Here is a 17,585-nt window from a genome sequence, read left to right as displayed (position 1 = left end):
TTCATAGGAGATTTTATGTCAGACCTTAGGAGAGATGCGTGTGTTTACGAACATAGGAGAATTTTTGCCTTTCATATTGGGAGGATTAACAACCACAGTACAAGCTTTCTTGTTCGGCGCTGTTCTCGCCTATTCTATCGCGATAGTGGCAGGGCTTATGCGAACATCCAAGCTCGCAGTTGTTCGTATAGTAGCTACGATATTTGTGGAGCTTTTCCGCGGGACATCTTTACTTGTGCAAATGTTTTTCTTTGCGTTTGTATTCCCAGCCCTTACACCGTTCACCCCTTCATTGTTTTTAGCCGGCGGTTTAGCCCTTGGATTTAATTATGGTGCCTATGCTTCAGAGGTTGTGAGGGGGGCTGTGCTGTCTGTCCCAGAAGGACAAAAAGAAGCGGCAATATCCCTAAACATGTCCAAGGTTCAACGAATGCGGTTTGTCATTTTGCCACAAGCGATTCGCATCATGCTTCCGGGGATCGGCAATAATTCCATTGAATTGTTAAAAGGGACGTCGCTCGTCTATTTTATTTCCCTCGCCGATATGACATATCGTGCTGATATATTGAGGGGGGCGAATACGGCTTTGAGCAGTCAGATTGAGATTTATACGTATTTATTGTTCACATATTTTGTGTTAGCACTTCCGCTCATCTTCTTAACGAGATGGTTGGAAAAACGAGCCTCTAAAGGGGTGAGTACAGCATGAGTTGGGATTGGGAGTTTGCATTTGAAGTGTTTCCGGATATTGTAGGAGCCATTGGTGTTACGATCGGTGCTACCGTAGTTGCCTATCTCATTTCATTAGTTTTAGGTCTGGTGTTCACCCTCTTACGAAGGTCTAGCTTTAAGCCTTTGTCTCTCCTTATGGCAGGAGTGATTGAATTTATCCGGACAACGCCTCCTCTTGTCCAATTATTTTTTGTATATTACGCCTTTCCGATGAGTCCATTTACAACGGGGGCTGTTGTACTTGGGGTTCATTATGCGACGTATGTATCTGAAGTTTATCGCTCTGGTATTGAAGCTGTCCCCACGAGTCAGTGGGAAGCGAGCAAGGCATTGAATTTTTCCAAAGCGCAAACTTGGCAGAAAGTAATCCTGCCACAGGCTATACCGCCGGTGATTCCGATGCTGGGCAATTATTTGATTGTTCTTTTTAAAGAAACACCATTGCTGGCTGGTATCTTTGTTACCGAAATGTTGCAAGTAGCACGAATTATTGGTGCAGATACGTATCGCTTTTTAGAGCCGATTGCTATTGTTGGATTTTTATTCCTCGTTCTCAGTTATCCATCAGCATTATTCATTCGATATCTTGAAAAACGGTCTGGAAAGTTACACGGAAGTGCAGAAAAGGGAGTGAAGACATGACTGAAGAAGTTGTAGACAATGAAATAAAGGAATCAGAGAATGAGAATGAAAATATAGTCGTCAGCTATAAAGATGTGAAGAAAGCTTTCGGTGACACAGTCGTATTGAACGATCTTAGTCTGAATGTAGCTCAGGGGGAAAAGGTAGCCTTAATTGGGCCTTCTGGTTCAGGAAAAACAACGATTATCCGTATGCTGATGACACTGGAACAGCCTACGGAGGGGACGATCGAAGTCGATGGGGAAATGCTTTGGCATAAGGAAGTCAATGGGGAACTCCTCCCTGCAGATGAAAAGCATATGCGTAAAGTACGGGGAAAGATTGGAATGGTTTTCCAACAATATAACCTATTTCCTCATATGACGATTATGCGGAATTGCACGACAGCGCCGGTAAATGTTCTCGGCATTAGTAAGGATGAAGCGAAGACAAGAGCACAAGAAATGCTGGATAAAGTTGGTCTCGGTGATAAAGTCGACAATTATCCCTCCCAGCTATCGGGGGGACAGCAGCAACGTGTGGCGATTGCCCGTTCCCTTGTCATGCAGCCGAAAGTGATGTTATTTGACGAAGTAACGGCTGCCCTTGACCCTGAGCTTGTGGGAGAGGTGCTTGAGGTGCTTAAGGATATAGCAGCAGAAGGGGATACGACAATGATGCTCATTACCCACGAGATGGAATTTGCCCGTGATGTTGCGGATCGAGTGCTTTTTCTAGATAACGGGAAAATTGCAGAGCATGGCCCGCCTAGTGAGGTTATTGAAAACCCGCAAACGGAACGCTTACAAGCGTTTTTAGGAAGGTTTAACAATTCTTAATCATTAGAGATCTGCGATCCAGTGCTTGGTTGTACTGGATCGTTTTTTAGGTTTACTCTGTATTCTGAGAGCTATACAATGATACGAAAGGAGAATTGATATGATTGATAACGTCAGAACCAAGCATCCCTTAATTCATTGCATCACAAATGGAGTTGTTCAGAACTTTACAGCTAATGGGTTGCTAGCGATAGGGGCTGCACCTGTAATGTCTGCCAATCCGAAAGAAGTGGGGGAGATGGCGCAAAACGCACACGGATTGCTGCTAAATACAGGGACATTAACAGATGGACAATATGAAGCAATGATCATTGCAGGACGGGCAGCGAACGAAAACGGGACTCCCATTGTACTGGATCCTGTTGCTGTCGGTGCGACTTCCTACCGGACCAAAGTGGTAAAGGAACTGTTATCGGAAGTTAAACCTAATCTCATTCGTGGCAATGGTGGAGAAATTGGGGCATTAATCGGTGCTCATTCGGAAATGTTAGGGGTGGAAGGAAAAAGTGACCAAGAGCCAGGTTCGCTTGCGAAAGAGGCTGCAAACGTCTTGGGGACAGCCATCTGTGTCACCGGTGAAGTTGATGCGGTAAGCAATGGAAAAACGACCTACCTGATAAAAAACGGTCATGAGTGGCTTTCGAATGTCGTAGGAACTGGATGTTTGTTAGGAGCTATTTTACTCGCCTACATTTCTTCAACCCGTGAAGGGGCATTGCAAGCATCAGCGGCTGCCCTCGCCCATTATGGATTAGCAAGTGAAAAAGCCTATTCTCTTGCTATGAAAGAGGGGATCGGTACGTTTCAGCAGCGGTTTCTGGATGCTCTTAGCTCGTTAACGGACGAAAAGGTTAAACATGACACCCATATTCAAAAAGTATAAGTATAGAAGGGGCTGTTCCAAAAGCTGGATCTGATGTTTATACCAGAGTAATCCATTTTCACCGAATGTATTCGCGTAGCGCCGAATAATCGTGTGCACACCGAAAAAGAGATGAAAGGCAACTACATGCGGGCTATTGCTCAGCAGTACTTTGAATAAAAAATCCGTTGTGATGTTATCACAGCGGATTTTTAGTCTTATGGGACAAGTGTTCTCATTCTGCATGCAAAGACGCACCCTCAATAAAAAAGGTACGTTCAAAACAAAAACATCTTAACTATCTTTTTTAGAAGAAAATCCGAAGAAAGCAAGTGCCATGACGATACTTAATCCGATCATTAAACCGGAAAAACCAATAATCGCAGCAATTTCAGCTGCCATGTTATCTCCTCTTTTCTTCATTTTGACTTACTTATTCTTTACCTCTATGATTCATTCATTAAACATAAAATTCCCAATTTATTAGAAGAGCAAGATAAATAACCAGACATGCTTCCTTGTTTAGCATAAACTGTTGGCAAGGGAGGGAACTGCTATGAATTGTGGACCAACAAGAAGAAGGTCGAGATCACCGTCACGTCTACATTTGGATTGTATTTGCGCAACACTTGCTGACATTGTTCGGGAACAAAATAAGGCAGGGAATTGCGTAAACAGCTGTTATCACCATATGCTCGCGAGGCAACCAGTATACCAGACAGTTCCAGTTGTCTTTACGACGAATCTACAGACCCCTTTTTGTGCTTTGGGGGATATTGAGGATCGGGATTGTTTTACAACGATTTATTTTCGGGTGGAGGAGGTTGATGAAAGAAAGGATTGTGTAACACTAGAGCTTCTGAAACCCGTTCATTCGAGGGGTATTCATTTACCTTCAGGAAGTTCAGAAGTACACTTTGAGCAGGTGAGTGGCAGTGCGAAAGCACCCCTTATTTTAACGAGAACGGGGCAGTGTATTCTCGTTAAATGTGATTGTCTATGTTCGGTTCAATGCCTCGATCCAACAATTGTAAGATGAAAAACACTGCCGGGACTGGTGTTCCTGGCAGTGTTAAGCACTTGCGCCTATGGCAAAAATAAATAACCAAAACGCAAATGTTAGAAGAAGTGTAACACCTCCAAGTCTACCCCCTGCAATCTTGATTGTTTATGATTCCAACAATGCCAAAGATTACAGCTAAAATACCTAAAGGGAATGCCTGGAATGAAATGAAGGACAACACTAATAGTGCCCAAAACAAGAGCAGTAATGGCTATGCCTTTACTTGCTGTCGTTGTTCTTCAGGCATTGTTCCATTCCTTTCATAAGTATTTACTTACTTATACTGTATATTTTACCCTAGAAGAACAAAGAAAATGAATGTATGATTCATATTATAATGGTAGAATACTAAGTGAAGCTAGGTGCTTCACACGTGAGTTCACTGGCCGGTGATTGGAAGGGAGGCCCCACACCGGATTCAGGTGAAAGGGGGAATTGGTTATGAATAGTTCATCGATTATGAAGTGGGTAACTGGAGGCTTGGAAGCCTTGTTGGCTTTGCCAATCATTGGCGCAGCGATTATTATTTCTAGTAGTTATTCCCCACTCGTTATTATGCTTATTTTACACATCATTACGTTAGTCATAAGTATTAATCAAGGGAAAAATAAATACGGGAGCATCATCGGGATCGTCACCTCCTGTGTTGCTTTTATCCCATTTTTAGGCTGGGCGATGCATACATTGACGGCGATCCTTTTACTGATGGATGCCTATCGCTCAGAAAAAGCAATTGAAGTTGCATAATATGAACATCAAAGCAGCTAATCCTTAGGATTGGTTGTTTTTTTTTATTGACGAAATCAAGCGAACTATATATACTAAGTGTATTAGTTCAAATAGTACTTTGTGATGGAGGAATCACATGATCCATATTGATGCCAAGAGCACAGATCCCATTTATCGACAGATTATCAATCAAATGAAGGAGCAGGTCGCCCGTGGAATTCTACATGTCGATGATAAAATTCCATCTGTACGTGAACTATCCGCACAGATTATTGTCAATCCGAACACGGTAAGTAAAGCATATCAAGAGTTGGAAAGGGAAGGGATCATTGTAACGATGCGAGGGAGAGGAACATTTATTGCAGATCAGGTGCAAGGTGAGATTCTCACCAAAGATATAGAACAAGTTCGTAAAAAAGTAAAACAAACGGTTCTTGAAGGGTACTACGCGGGAATTGAAAAAGAAATCATGCAGGACTGGGTGGCCTGTTATTATAATCAGCTTGGGGGAAAGTCATGATACAAGTACAAAACGTTTCCAAAACAATGGGGAGACAAACAGTCTTAAAGGAGATCACATTTAATGTGGGGAAAGGAACAATCACGGGTGTTGTTGGGCGTAACGGTGCAGGAAAAACGACATTATTAAGAACGATGGTGAGCATTGTTGATCCTGACCAAGGGACGGTGATGGTCAATCATCGTGATATATTTAAAGATCCAGGGAGTAAGCAATCGGTTATTTATGTCTCCGATAGTGTGGAAGCCTTAAAAAATCACTCGGTGTCTCATATTGTTTCCTTGTATACCGATATTTATCCTAATTTTGACCGTCAATATTTTCAAGAATTAATGGATCGGTTTCAAATTCCAACTGTAAAAAAGGTAAAGCAATACTCGAAGGGACGTAAAGCCTTGTTTGCATTAATTCTTGCCTTTGCTGCTAAGCCGGAATATGTGCTGTTGGATGAGCCTACCGATGGTCTTGACATTATCGTGAAAAAAGAGATGATGCGTTTTATGCTGGATGAGGTGGCAAAGGAGGACGTTTCGATTATCATTGCCACGCATCGCCTTGATGAACTGGAGACATTGGCTGATCAGATTTTAGTAATCAAAGATGGAAACATTACAGAAACCTTTCAACTTACAGACCTGCGTGAAAAATATAAGAAATGGCAAGTGGTCTATCGTGAACAAATGCCTGAGTCATTCATGAAGAACGTCTATATCCTGCAACAATCGGGACGGGTCTATACTTGTTTGGCAGAAGGCGATGTAACAACGCTGAACGCAGAGTTGGAAGAATCAGCGCCGCTGCTCTATGATGAACTTCCATTATCTCTTGAAGATCTGTTCATCGCTAAGTTGGGAGGTGAATCGATTGCTGAATAAGGCCTTATTTAAAAAAGATCTAAGATTATCAGCAGTGATGCTGCTTGTTTTATCCATTATATTTGTTGTTCAATACCCGTTGCGAACGATACTGGAGCTGGATCGAATGAGAGGAGCAGGGACAGGCCCACTGGATATGGGAGGGGTACAGTTACAGGCGATGTTCGGTGGGGGTGCTGCTGCAATGCCTGCGTTCATTGGCACGGTTATATTGGGAGGCATGCTCATCGGTTTAGAGCGTAACACGCGCCGCCATGATTTTAGCCTTTCTCTCCCTTATTCCCGTCAAACACTTTTTCTAATAAAAGCAACGATAGGGTGGGGTGCGATTACGATCCTATTCAGTGTGAATGTATGGCTCGCTTACGCGATCATTTGGTCTTCAGAATATAGCAGTCTCCTTGCGAATTTTAATTTTTGGGGAATGTTTGTTAGCCCCTTGGTGGCGTACCTAGCGATCTTTTCCTTCACCCTTTTCATGGGCAGTATTTCTGGAGAAATGATTTCTCAGGTCGTCTTAAGTTTTATATTTATGATTTTTCCTTATGGTTTTGTCGTTCTCCTCGGTTTCTTTATGACTACTCATAACATAACCATGGAATTTTTGGGAACCATTCCTGAGGACTTTCTCGCATTTTTCATAAACTTAATGCTGCCGTACCAAGTAATGGGTATTGACATAACTACAAATCAAGGTCTTCTGACACTGATCACGCTAATTTTCACGTTTGTTTGTCTGTTTCTGGGAACAAAGCTATATGAAAAAGGAAAAAGTGAACGGAACGGTGAATTTCTGTTATTTTCTTCATTGAGACCCGTCTTTTTTGTCGGGATTATCGGCTGCTTTGCTTTGTTAGGGGGGATGATTTTCAGCACATTTGGAGGTGTTCAAGGAGGAGCTGTCATTCCCTACTGGTTGGGAGCACTCATCTTTGGTGGATTATCGTATATGATTACCAAGCGATTATTACAAATGAACATAACCATGAAAAATCATTAATGTATTCTATCCCCGTATTAAATCAGTGAATACGGGGATGGTTTTCCCATATACTTATCAGATGAAAAGAAGTACGATAGAAGGGAGGAGAAGGAGGAATTCATTCTTGCAATACGATGCCATAGGTTTTAACGTACGCTACTATCGAGAATTAAAAGGACTCACACAAAAACAACTCGCCGAAGACATATGCACGCAGGCACAAATAAGTAAGATAGAAAAAGGAGATATTATTCCATTATCCTCAACCTTATATGAAATTGCTAAAAAACTAGGGATTGACGTTAACCATTTTTATCAGATTGGGGACCATGAACGTTTTGACTACATACAGGAGCTGAAAACAGAAATCCGGCAAAAAATTCGAGATTTCCGTTATGAAGATGTCATGGAGACATTGCAGAGCCATGATAATGAAAAGTTTTTTAACAACGTATATTTAAAGCAGTTTCGGCTGTGGCACTTAGGTATATGTGTCTATCATTTATACGGGGATTATGAAAGAGCGATAGAATACTTGAATGAAAGTTTAGCGCTTACTTATAGTGGTAGTAAAATGTACACAGAAAGAGAAATTGAAATAACGAATAGCATGGCGATTATTCAGGATATGCATGGACAACGTAAAAAAGCACACGAAACGTTCGTACGTGCCTTAAATGCTAGTGTTTTTGTCCCAGATATAAACCCACGCATTAAGGTTAGGATCTGGTATAATCTATCTACCATTCTATCTAGTGAGAAACGTTACAAGGAATCATTGGAAGCGGCAAACCGAGGAATCCAAATCTGTTTGCGAAAAGAAACGATGTACTTATTAGGCGAATTACTCTTTCAAAAAGGGTATTGTGAACGACAATTATGTTATAAAATGTGGAAACAACATTTCGAACAAGCGATTGCAATATTTAAAATAGCCAAGAAGGAACACTTGGTCCATTTGGCTAAAACGGAGATCGATCAAAACGAATAAAATATAGAAAAGCAAAGGGAATCCCTTTGCTTTCTAGGCAGGTAAGAAAGTATAAGTCAACTTTCTTATCTGCATAAGTGCAACTAAGGCTTCTAATGTTGGTAAGGAAGGCTATGTTGATAAGGAAGGTCATGTTGGTAGGGAAGGCTATTACTGTCTACATCCCCGGCAAACGACTGTCCAATACCAAAGCTACCGATCACTAACAATCCGATAAGTGCTGATGCAAAAAGTGTTTTTTTCATTGCTTGCACCTCCTGTATGCATCATATAATAGAGTGGACAAGAAGGCCATTCACGGATAGAGCGCATGTCGTCGCAAAATCCCCTAAAAATCGAGGAAAAAATAGAAATATGTCTAAAAACATAATTATAAGCATAATCAGCGCGAATATTGTCAAACAATATTGATCCATTTCGTGCACTCTTTGGGCTTATAAATGCCACAATAATCGTATGTATATGTGAGCACTTTGTACACAAAAAGCCCCTGCTATCGACAGCAGGGGCTTTAGTTATTTAATTAATCGAGTACGGTTACTTCAACATCCTGACGTCCGAAGTTAATTGCTTCATCATGTGTTGGAACATGAAGATCAATTCTTTCGCCGTTAATGTCACCACCAGTATCGCCGGCTACTGCTTCGCCATATCCTTCAACATGTACCGTTGAACCGAGTGGGATGACGTTAGGGTCAACAGCAACAACGTTTTTGTCACGGTTATTGTTAAGGTCTATGCCAGTAGCTGTTATGCCAGAGCAACCTGTGCAATTAGCTGTGTATGCTGTTGCTTCCATTTGGTACGTTTCTCCTTCAGGGCTGTCTGACTCAGTAGATGTTGTCGTTTCAGCAGAAGCAGTTTCTTCACTTGTTTCTTCTTCAGTAGCTTCTTCTTCTACTGGCTCTTCCTCAGCAGCCTCTTCTTCAACGGCTTCCTCTTCTACTGGCTCTTCCTCAGTAGTTTCTTCTTCAACCGCTTCCTCTTCTACCGGCTCTTCCTCAGTAGTTTCTTCCTCAACGGCTTCCTCTTCTACTGGTTCTTCTTCTACCGGTTTCTCTTCAACAGGCTCTTCATCTTTTGCTTCTTCTTTCGTAGCTTTTGAAGGACCATAGTAGAGTGCACCGAATGTTTCAGGACCTGCAAGGCCGTCTACAGCAATGTCAGCATCTGTTTGGAAAGACGTCACCGCGTCGGTGGTTTTAGAATCGAAGTATCCATCTGCAGAATCGTTATAATAGCCGGAATCTTGTAGAGTTTCCTGTAAATCTGTAACGAGTGCATTCTCATCGCCTTCTCCAAGCACTTTCAATGCACCGAGTGTTTGGACACCTGCCATACCGTCAACGAGCAAATCGTTCTCATCTTGGTAATCGGTGACAGCATCAGCAGTGGCTTCGTTATAAACGCCATTTGCAGAATCTTTATTCAGGTGCCCTTCTTCAATAAGTAAGTCTTGAAGCTTCTCGACGTGATTGTTTTCTATGCCATCGGTTAATAGCTCGCTTCCGAATCCGCTGGCATCTGAAATTGCCGGTGCGGCAATGAAAACAAAACCAGCAGTAAGAGCGGATAAACCATATTGTTTAACCCTATTTGGTGTTTGCATTTTTAACATCTAGCAAACGCCTCCTCTATTGGTAAGAATAGTTAGTGTCCGTTTGAACAACTAATAGCATCCTAGCAACCAATGTGAAGGAAAACAAGGAGATTTCAGGGTTTTTAAATCAACTGAAATATTTCTGTAATAAAGGAAATCTAACGAAAATATGAACATCTAATTGTAATAAAATCGCATTTAATGGAAAAAAGGGGAAGTGGTGAGCAAATGCAAATCGTAAAAGTAAGTGCTGTCACTCCTTTTTTAAACCATTATAAATAAACTCTTCAATATCCGCGACTACCCCAATATCATTGAGAATCGTTAGAACCACAAGAAGTGCAGGCCCGATGATTAGACCAACGACTCCAAAGAGTTGTAATCCGACAAATAAGGAAAATAAAACACCAATCGCATTCAAGTTCATACTTACGGATAACACCTTCGGTTCTAAACTTTGACGGACGATGACCACCACGATATAGAGAATGGTTAATGCAACACCCATAAAGATTTCACCGGTAATAAAACTGTAAATCGCCCATGGGATCAGGATGGTTCCTGTCCCTAAATAGGGGATAATCTCTGCAAGCCCAGTAATAATAGCCATCATAAGGGCGTTTTCAGTGCCTAATATTAGTAACCCGATATAGACGAGAATCGACGTGATAAACATTAAGATAAACTGGGCACGTACAAACCCGAACACCCGAACACGAACTTCATGAATGAACAATACGAATTTTGCCTGTATAAATGTAGGAATGCGTTTTTGGATCCCTATCTTAATCGACCCTATATCTTTGCCGATAAAGTATACAGCGAGGAGCACAAAAATGGTGGCGATCAGAAATGTTGGGATGGCCGAGAAAAAATTCCCCAAGCCATCGGCAATGGCTGTCCCAAGATTTCCTAAAATATTTCCTAATTGATTCCCGAGTTGGGTGATCCCTTGTTGCATCGTTTGCTGCTGGTCTGCAGAGAGGTTATTTAAAAGTCCGGTCATTTCCGTCCATAATGGCCAAATCGTCTGATTGAAAGTGAGTTGTAACTGGGCAGCTCCCTGTTCAATCCACTCAGGCAAATGTAAAGCCAGTTGTTGAACTCCGTAAATAATGAGGAATGTAAGGCCGGTAATGATCCCCCCTAATAAGGAGATGCCAACGAGCAGTGCTGTTAATGAAGCTAAGCTGGAAGGAAACCTCAGTTTTATTTTCAAGTATTTCAGTAGTGGCGAGAGACTCCAGGCAATGATCGCAGCAATTACGAATGGGTAGGTAAGTGTAAATAAATAGGCTACAAGCCAAAAGATCAGGATGGTACTGCTGATCACAATAATCGCTCGCCCAATGGTCCAGGCCTGTTCCTTTGTCATATCCATTTTCGCCCTTTCCATAATGAAGATGAATACTTATAGTCATTTCAATATCATATTGAGTCATGCGCTATGAATATGCTTGGTTTTTTTATTATACTACATCATACCAGCGTTCATTTTCTTAAAGAGGATGTTCAAAACGTCCGGGAAAAATAGTCGTCGTATCTCTTCGTCGTGCAAGAAGGATGCTCGAAGCCACGTCTTCCTGACATACTCGGCTCTTTTTGTTCTCTTTTTTGAACACGCTTGTAAAAGAATAAAAAACCGGGGGCTCCCCGATTTTAGGTGCTTGTAGAATCACGACGTGCGTGTCCTGCAAGCACGTATAAGATTACTGTAGAAGCGAGGTGGGAGGAGAAGTCGGTCGCATCTTGCTGGGGATAAACTTCAACGAAGTCCATTCCACACAATCCGCGTTTCCCAAATTCGTAAATCAGCGTTAACAATTCATATGAAGATAAACCATTGGCGTCAACGGGTCCTCCCGGGTTAAATGCGTGATCGAGAACATCGCTGCAGACGGATAAATATACAGCATCCGTTCCTTCGCTTGCCTGTTCATAAATGTCGTTGGCAAGTGTCCGTAGATCGCCGCCTTCGCGGATGTCATTAATCGTTAATGTTTTTGCGCCAGCTTCTTGTGCATAGCGTCCGCTTTCTGGCTTATTACGCGGCCCATGAATACCTACATGCAAGAGGCTTTCATTTCGGACGCCGTCAAGCTCATAGAGTCGTGCGAACGGGGTATTCCGGGCATACTTGTCCCCTTGAAAATGAGGCATATTATCGTAATGGGCATCCAGGTGAATGATGCCTAGCCGCTTACTTGGATTCTCATCACTCCAAGCTTTTAAAATTGGATACGTAATGCTATGGTCACCGCCAAGGGCTACTGGAAACTTGCCGCTTCCCCACACTTGTGCGGAAAAGGAAGTAATGCGCTTCATCGTATTATCAATTTCAGCAGGGATCACATCCACATCTCCCATATCGGCGAGTTTGAGATGTTCAAATACGTCAATATGATCAAGTTCTGGAAGGTAACCGCTGTAGCGTGCGGAGGCTAGCCGCATGGATTTGGGACCAAGTTCAACTCCGGTGTAATCTCCCCAGGTCACTCCGCCTTCCCAAGGGACACCATAAACAAGGACATCTGCTCCACGTGGGTTTTTATCGACAGCCCACGTAGATTCCAGGAAACAGGGGGTCTTTCCATATACGTACTCTTTCATAACATTTCCTCCTCACGCATTAATACAGCAGATCGAGAATATCTTCTTTTGAAATAGGCCCAAAATATGTTTCTATATCTACATCCTCCAACGCTTGCTGGAGAGCTTCAGGTTCGTACCTTGTTCCATCCAGTCGTTTTTCAATATCATCAACATTGCCCGTACCAAAGAAATCACCGTAAATTGTTGTGTTCGATATGATTCCTTTCTTCACTTTAAAACGAAAATCAACCAAACCAGCTGAGAATTTTTTTGATTTTCTTATGTCATATTTTGGGGATTTTCCATAATTCCAGTCCCAGTTTCGATATCGATTTTCCGAGATTTTCATGATCTCCTCCCAATCCGCATCGGAAAGAGTGTAACGTTCAAAATTGGAATCCCCTTCGAAGATATAATTGAGTAATGTTTCTTTAAAGTTTTCCATATGCAACGGTTCTTTGAGGAAATCATTAATATTGGCTACACGGCTGCGTATGGATTTAATTCCTTTGGAACGGATTTTTTCATCACTGACATTTAATGCAGAAACCACATTTTCCAATTCTGAATCCAACATAAGTGTACCATGGCTAAACATACGCCCGCCGGTAGCAAATTGGGCATTTCCGGAGATTTTGTATCCATCGGCTTGTAAATCATTTCTACCGCTCATTTCTGCCGGGACGCCCATTTGCTGCAAAGCTTTGACGACAGGCTCAGTAAATTTACGGAAGTCGTTAAAGCTATTCCCGTCATCTTTGCTGATAAAACTAAAGTTTAGGTTCCCTAAATCATGATAAACCGCACCGCCTCCGGATAAACGGCGAACGACATGAATATTATTTTTTTCAACATAATCGGTGTTAATCTCTTCAATGGTGTTCTGGTTCTTTCCGATAATAATGGAGGGCTCATTGACATAAAACAGCAGATACATATCCGCTTTCCTGAAATGGGTGAGAATATATTCTTCAATGGCGAGGTTCACGCTAGGATCGGTAATGTTACTATTGTCCACAAATATCATGGTATTTCCTCCTTGTTCCGAAACTTGACTTCATACACATTGTATAAAAAGAGGGATAAGATTGCACGCGAATGAATTACAATGAAACCCCTTCGCTTGTGATATACTAAAGAATACCGAAGAAATAGAGAGGGGGCTTTACCGTGAAAGAAATCATCACACTAATCCAAAGCCGTAAGCTGGAATGTCTGATTGCTTTTATTATTATCCTCGTAGCAGTTGGCAGTGGAGTCGTGACGAACGAAATCCTCGAGGTGGGACGCAATTGGGTTGTGCGCTTCTATCTAGGGTTTACATTTGTTTCCCTGGTGCTTTTCTTTATATACAGTATGATTGATCGAATGTTTTCCCCGAAGAAACAGCCTGAAAAATCCTAGAAGTCGAGAGAATAAGGTCTCCGGCTTCTTTTTTATGATCTCAATAATGGTCGACGTGTTTTTTTATTCGAACGTGATGTTATAAAAAACATGTAAAAGTATGAGAAAACACTTTTTATGGTATAGCAATCCATTTATGAGGAAAAATCACTATTAGGCAAGTTAGTAGAAACACCAAGCATATTTTTAAGGAGGAAAATCAAATGAATAAGAAATTATTGTATGGAGTTTTATCAGGAGTACTAGCAGTTGGGATGTTAGGAGCATGTAATGGCGGTGGCCAAGATGGCGGCCAAAATGGTGGCCAGGATGGCGGCGGAAACGGCGGTGGAGATATGCAACAAGAAGATGACATGCAACAAGAAGATGGTATGCAAGATGATATGGATGATATGGACCCAGAAGATGATGACATGGAAAACGGTGCTTAAATTACGATAAACAAGCATGAAGAAGGAGCCTGTGATGTAGTCACGGGCTCTTTTTTGTTATACGATAGCAATGTTCAAACGATGTTAACGTGTAGAATGAGCGGGGAGGTTAAGATGGCTAAAAATAAATTTTATGTAGTATGGAAAGGACGTAAACCGGGGGTTTATCGAACTTGGGCGGAGTGCCAACAACAAGTGAGCGGGTATAAGGGTGCCCGTTTTAAATCCTTCAAAACGAAGGAAGAAGCAGAACAGGCGTACAATTCAGGAGAAGCGGACGGGGATCGCTTTCCGAAAAAGCAGACGGGCGCTTACATAGAAGAAAGCATCTCTGTAGATGCGGGCACTCATGGGAATCCCGGTCCTGTCGAGTATAAAGGGGTGTATACGAAAGATGGAAAAATACTGTTTGAAGTGCAGCCTTTTCCGAAAGGGACGAACAACATGGGGGAGTTTCTCGCGATTGTCCATGCATTAGCCTGGCAAAAGCAAGAGGAGATGGAATTGCCTATTTATTCTGATTCACAAACAGCCATTGGATGGGTCAAAAAGAAGAAGGCGAACGCAACACTTGTGAGAGATCAAACAACAGAAGAGATATGGAGGGCCATCGACTGGGCAGAGCAGTGGATCAGAAACCATGAACTGAGGGTACCATTGTTGAAATGGAATACGAAAGCTTGGGGAGAGATTAAAGCAGATTATAACCGGAAATAAAAATCTTATGTTTGCCTCTTGTGTAAATGGGGAACACCTATAACCGAAAACCCTGCAGATAAGGAGTGATGATAGGTGAGTCAGATCGCAGTTGTACTTACAGATCTGTTTGAGGATGTTGAGTATACAAAACCAGCGGAAGACTTTAAAAACGCTGGTCATGAACTTACAGTGATTGAGAAAGAATCTGGAAAAAGTGTTACTGGTAAACAAAACGAAGCAACCGTTCCGATTGACGTCTCCATTGACGATGTAAAGCCGGAAGATTTTGATGCATTGTTTATTCCGGGTGGATTTTCACCAGACCAACTTCGGGCTGACGATCGCTTCGTGACCTTCGTCAAGCATTTTATGGATGAGAACAAGCCCGTATTTGCTATTTGTCACGGACCTCAGCTTCTAATCACAGCAAAAGCATTGGAAGGCCGGAATGTGACAGGGTTTAAATCCATCCGGGTCGATATGGAATATGCAAAAGCCAAGGTGCATGACGAAGAAGTCGTTGTATGTCATAATCTCGTCACCAGTCGCTGGCCAGAAGATCTTCCAGCGTTCACAAAAGAATCACTTAATCAATTGGCCTAACTAGATATACGAATTCGTTCCGCCTCTTTAAGGGGCGGAACTTTTCACATATCACTTTAAAGGAGGGAATGATCGTGAAAGACACGAAAAGATACGCCACCTTTGCTGGCGGGTGCTTTTGGTGTATGGTCGGCCCATTTCAAGCTGAAGAAGGTGTGTTGCAAGTGAAATCCGGCTACACCGGCGGAGATACGGAAAACCCGACCTATGAAGAGGTGTGCTCAAATCAGACGGGTCATGTTGAAGCTATACAAGTTACTTATCATCCCCAAGTGGTCAGCTACCAACGTTTATTAAAGATTTTCTGGCAAAACATTGACCCGACGGATCCAGGAGGTCAATTTAATGATCGCGGGGAATCTTATGAGACTGCAATCTTTTATCATGATGAAGATCAGCGGCAGCTGGCTTTAGAATCCCGTCGTGATTTGGAAGAGAATGGCCCTTTTAACAAGCCTATTGTTACCCCTATCGTCCCGGCGGCGACCTTTTATGATGCTGAAGATTACCACCAGGATTATCATTTAAAAAATCCGTTCCATTATCAACTTTATAAAAAGGGATCGGGACGGGACGCATTCATTAAAACGTATTGGAGTGATTAAATGATGAGTGATAAAAAAGATCTAAAGGAACAGCTAACCCCGCTGCAATATGAAGTGACACAAAATGATGCAACGGAACGGCCGTTTGAGAATGAATATTGGAACCACTTTGAGGAAGGCTTATACGTAGATATCGTCTCTGGGCAGGCCTTGTTTACCTCTAATGAAAAGTTTGATTCCAGCTGCGGTTGGCCAAGTTTTACGAAGCCATTATCTAGTCAAGGAGTAAAAGAAAACTTGGATACGAGTCATGGGATGCGGAGAACGGAAGTAAGAAGTAAAGAAGCTGACTCTCATTTAGGGCACGTATTTCCAGACGGCCCAGGCCCGAATGGACTTCGGTACTGCATCAATTCTGCAGCTATGCGTTTTATTCCGGTGGATGAGTTAGAAAAAGAAGGCTACGGCGAATATAAACAACATTTTAGCGAAAAGAAATGATAACATTTAGGAGGCTATGAGAACGTGGAGCGCTTAAAAAATTATTTGTACTATTATCGTTTTCCTCTTCATACCCATTATCAGCGCTTTCATTTAAACATTGATGATGTGCCGGTCTTTATGCAGCGCTTCGCTCCTTCTCATATCAAGGAGGAAATTTTATTATTACACGGATTTATGGATCATAGCGGCTCCCTTGCTCCTTTTATCCGTGCATTGACCAATCAAGGATATAGCGTGACTGCTGTTGATTTTCAAGGTCACGGCATTTCAGGTGGAAAAAGATATCGTATTGAAAATTTCCATGACTACCATTTAACCTTGCAAAAAGCACTAGCACGATTAGCACAACATCATATCCATCCTCAAGTAATCATCGGTCACAGCACTGGGGGAGGGGTTGCTGCCCATTATGTGTTATCTGAACCAGACGTTGATTGGAAAAAATGTATTCTTGTCGCACCGTTACTACGGTCACGCGCCTGGAAACAGACGAAACTGGGTTATTATGCTGCCCAAGCTTTTATCGAACATGTCTCGCGTCGTTACCGGACAAACTCCTCAGATCAAGATTTCTTATTGCAACAAAAGAAAGATCCACTTTCATCTTCGCGGATCCCACTAACATGGGTACGGGCGATGTTTGAATGGGAAGAGAGATTTCGCAAACTGCCTGCTCATCCAATGAATATTAGTATTTTACAAGGGACTGATGATCGAACGGTGGCATGGGAACACAACCTTCGGTTTTTTAAAGAAAAGTTTCCCAATGCCAAAGTCTCTCTGATAGAGAAGGGAAAACATCAGCTTCTAAACGAAGCTGAACCGATTCGGTCGATCGTCTACCATCTGATTCACAGAGAAATGACTCGTTCATGAATTCCCTCCCACCTCTGTTGTTTTTAGAGGTGGGAGTTTTTTGATAGGATCAACATCCAGATAGGGGAGGGACTCTCGCTTTATAAGGAGGGGGAAGGGCCGGCTATATCGCCTCCC

20 protein-coding genes and 1 pseudogene are annotated in these 17,585 nt (G+C 42.3%); 16 read left to right on the top strand and 5 right to left on the bottom strand.

Annotated features, from left to right (window positions below; translation table 11 throughout):
* Window positions 1-34 precede the first annotated feature (34 nt).
* The 10 genes from ehuC to HNR44_RS13060 all read left to right on the top strand — a co-directional run bounded on the left by ehuC (window position 35) and on the right by HNR44_RS13060 (window position 8,214).
* Window positions 35-709 (top strand): ectoine/hydroxyectoine ABC transporter permease subunit EhuC, encoded by a 675-nt coding sequence (gene ehuC, locus HNR44_RS13105; protein WP_184404768.1) that lies wholly within the window; start codon window positions 35-37, stop codon window positions 707-709.
* The gene (ehuD, locus tag HNR44_RS13100) at window positions 706-1,374 is read left to right on the top strand and encodes an ectoine/hydroxyectoine ABC transporter permease subunit EhuD (RefSeq protein WP_184404767.1); all 669 of its coding nucleotides are present in this window, start codon (window positions 706-708) and stop codon (window positions 1,372-1,374) included. The genes ehuC and ehuD overlap by 4 nt, the downstream gene beginning before the upstream one ends.
* Window positions 1,371-2,192 carry an ectoine/hydroxyectoine ABC transporter ATP-binding protein EhuA gene (ehuA, locus tag HNR44_RS13095; RefSeq protein ID WP_184404766.1) on the top strand — a complete coding sequence of 274 codons (822 nt, stop codon included), beginning with the start codon at window positions 1,371-1,373 and terminating at the stop codon, window positions 2,190-2,192. The genes ehuD and ehuA overlap by 4 nt, the downstream gene beginning before the upstream one ends.
* 100 nt (window positions 2,193-2,292) lie before the next feature.
* The gene (thiM, locus tag HNR44_RS13090) at window positions 2,293-3,075 is read left to right on the top strand and encodes a hydroxyethylthiazole kinase (protein WP_184404765.1); all 783 of its coding nucleotides are present in this window, start codon (window positions 2,293-2,295) and stop codon (window positions 3,073-3,075) included.
* Window positions 3,076-3,610: 535 nt separating this feature from the next.
* Window positions 3,611-4,093 (top strand): CotY/CotZ family spore coat protein, encoded by a 483-nt coding sequence (locus HNR44_RS18120; protein ID WP_184404764.1) that lies wholly within the window; start codon window positions 3,611-3,613, stop codon window positions 4,091-4,093.
* Window positions 4,094-4,558: 465 nt separating this feature from the next.
* Window positions 4,559-4,864 carry a hypothetical protein gene (locus HNR44_RS13080; protein ID WP_184404763.1) on the top strand — a complete coding sequence of 102 codons (306 nt, stop codon included), beginning with the start codon at window positions 4,559-4,561 and terminating at the stop codon, window positions 4,862-4,864.
* A gap of 118 nt (window positions 4,865-4,982) precedes the next feature.
* Window positions 4,983-5,366 carry a GntR family transcriptional regulator gene (locus tag HNR44_RS13075; protein ID WP_184404762.1) on the top strand — a complete coding sequence of 128 codons (384 nt, stop codon included), beginning with the start codon at window positions 4,983-4,985 and terminating at the stop codon, window positions 5,364-5,366.
* A complete protein-coding gene (locus HNR44_RS13070; protein ID WP_184404761.1) occupies window positions 5,363-6,241 on the top strand; it encodes an ABC transporter ATP-binding protein in 879 nt (292 codons plus the stop codon). The genes HNR44_RS13075 and HNR44_RS13070 overlap by 4 nt, the downstream gene beginning before the upstream one ends.
* Window positions 6,231-7,241 carry a hypothetical protein gene (locus HNR44_RS13065; protein WP_184404760.1) on the top strand — a complete coding sequence of 337 codons (1,011 nt, stop codon included), beginning with the start codon at window positions 6,231-6,233 and terminating at the stop codon, window positions 7,239-7,241. The genes HNR44_RS13070 and HNR44_RS13065 overlap by 11 nt, the downstream gene beginning before the upstream one ends.
* A 106-nt stretch (window positions 7,242-7,347) precedes the next feature.
* Complete coding sequence (locus tag HNR44_RS13060; protein ID WP_184404759.1) at window positions 7,348-8,214, top strand: helix-turn-helix domain-containing protein; 867 nt, start codon at window positions 7,348-7,350, stop codon at window positions 8,212-8,214.
* Between the two features lie 92 nt (window positions 8,215-8,306).
* On the opposite strand, the gene HNR44_RS13055 is transcribed toward HNR44_RS13060, so the two are convergent.
* The 5 genes from HNR44_RS13055 to lplA form a co-directional block, all read right to left on the bottom strand.
* Complete coding sequence (locus HNR44_RS13055; RefSeq protein ID WP_184404758.1) at window positions 8,307-8,459, bottom strand: hypothetical protein; 153 nt, start codon at window positions 8,457-8,459, stop codon at window positions 8,307-8,309.
* Window positions 8,460-8,737: 278 nt separating this feature from the next.
* Window positions 8,738-9,832, bottom strand: a complete 1,095-nt coding sequence (locus tag HNR44_RS13050) for a peptidoglycan-binding protein (RefSeq protein WP_184404757.1) — start codon at window positions 9,830-9,832, stop codon at window positions 8,738-8,740.
* A 235-nt stretch (window positions 9,833-10,067) separates the two neighbouring features.
* The gene (ytvI, locus tag HNR44_RS13045) at window positions 10,068-11,189 is read right to left on the bottom strand and encodes a sporulation integral membrane protein YtvI (protein WP_184404756.1); all 1,122 of its coding nucleotides are present in this window, start codon (window positions 11,187-11,189) and stop codon (window positions 10,068-10,070) included.
* 284 nt (window positions 11,190-11,473) lie between these two features.
* Window positions 11,474-12,424 (bottom strand): agmatinase family protein, encoded by a 951-nt coding sequence (locus HNR44_RS13040; protein WP_184404755.1) that lies wholly within the window; start codon window positions 12,422-12,424, stop codon window positions 11,474-11,476.
* Window positions 12,425-12,443: 19 nt separating this feature from the next.
* Window positions 12,444-13,433 carry a lipoate--protein ligase gene (gene lplA / locus HNR44_RS13035; RefSeq protein WP_184404754.1) on the bottom strand — a complete coding sequence of 330 codons (990 nt, stop codon included), beginning with the start codon at window positions 13,431-13,433 and terminating at the stop codon, window positions 12,444-12,446.
* Between the two features lie 143 nt (window positions 13,434-13,576).
* On the opposite strand from lplA, the gene HNR44_RS13030 reads away from it, so the two are divergent.
* From HNR44_RS13030 to HNR44_RS13005, 6 genes and pseudogenes are all read left to right on the top strand, one after another.
* Window positions 13,577-13,810, top strand: a complete 234-nt coding sequence (locus HNR44_RS13030) for a hypothetical protein (protein WP_184404753.1) — start codon at window positions 13,577-13,579, stop codon at window positions 13,808-13,810.
* Between the two features lie 203 nt (window positions 13,811-14,013).
* A complete protein-coding gene (locus tag HNR44_RS13025) occupies window positions 14,014-14,241 on the top strand; it encodes a DNA primase (protein WP_184404752.1) in 228 nt (75 codons plus the stop codon).
* A gap of 114 nt (window positions 14,242-14,355) precedes the next feature.
* Window positions 14,356-14,958 (top strand): ribonuclease H, encoded by a 603-nt coding sequence (gene rnhA / locus HNR44_RS13020; RefSeq protein WP_184404751.1) that lies wholly within the window; start codon window positions 14,356-14,358, stop codon window positions 14,956-14,958.
* A 75-nt stretch (window positions 14,959-15,033) separates the two neighbouring features.
* The gene (locus HNR44_RS13015) at window positions 15,034-15,543 is read left to right on the top strand and encodes a DJ-1/PfpI/YhbO family deglycase/protease (protein WP_184404750.1); all 510 of its coding nucleotides are present in this window, start codon (window positions 15,034-15,036) and stop codon (window positions 15,541-15,543) included.
* A gap of 68 nt (window positions 15,544-15,611) precedes the next feature.
* A pseudogene (gene msrB, locus HNR44_RS13010) lies at window positions 15,612-16,589 on the top strand (peptide-methionine (R)-S-oxide reductase MsrB).
* Between the two features lie 24 nt (window positions 16,590-16,613).
* Window positions 16,614-17,468 (top strand): alpha/beta fold hydrolase, encoded by an 855-nt coding sequence (locus tag HNR44_RS13005; RefSeq protein ID WP_184404749.1) that lies wholly within the window; start codon window positions 16,614-16,616, stop codon window positions 17,466-17,468.
* The last annotated feature ends 117 nt before the right edge of the window (window positions 17,469-17,585 follow it).

Source organism: Geomicrobium halophilum, from assembly GCF_014207655.1.
Classification (GTDB): domain Bacteria; phylum Bacillota; class Bacilli; order Bacillales; family Marinococcaceae; genus Geomicrobium; species Geomicrobium halophilum.
This window is presented reverse-complemented; position numbering and strand designations above follow the sequence as displayed.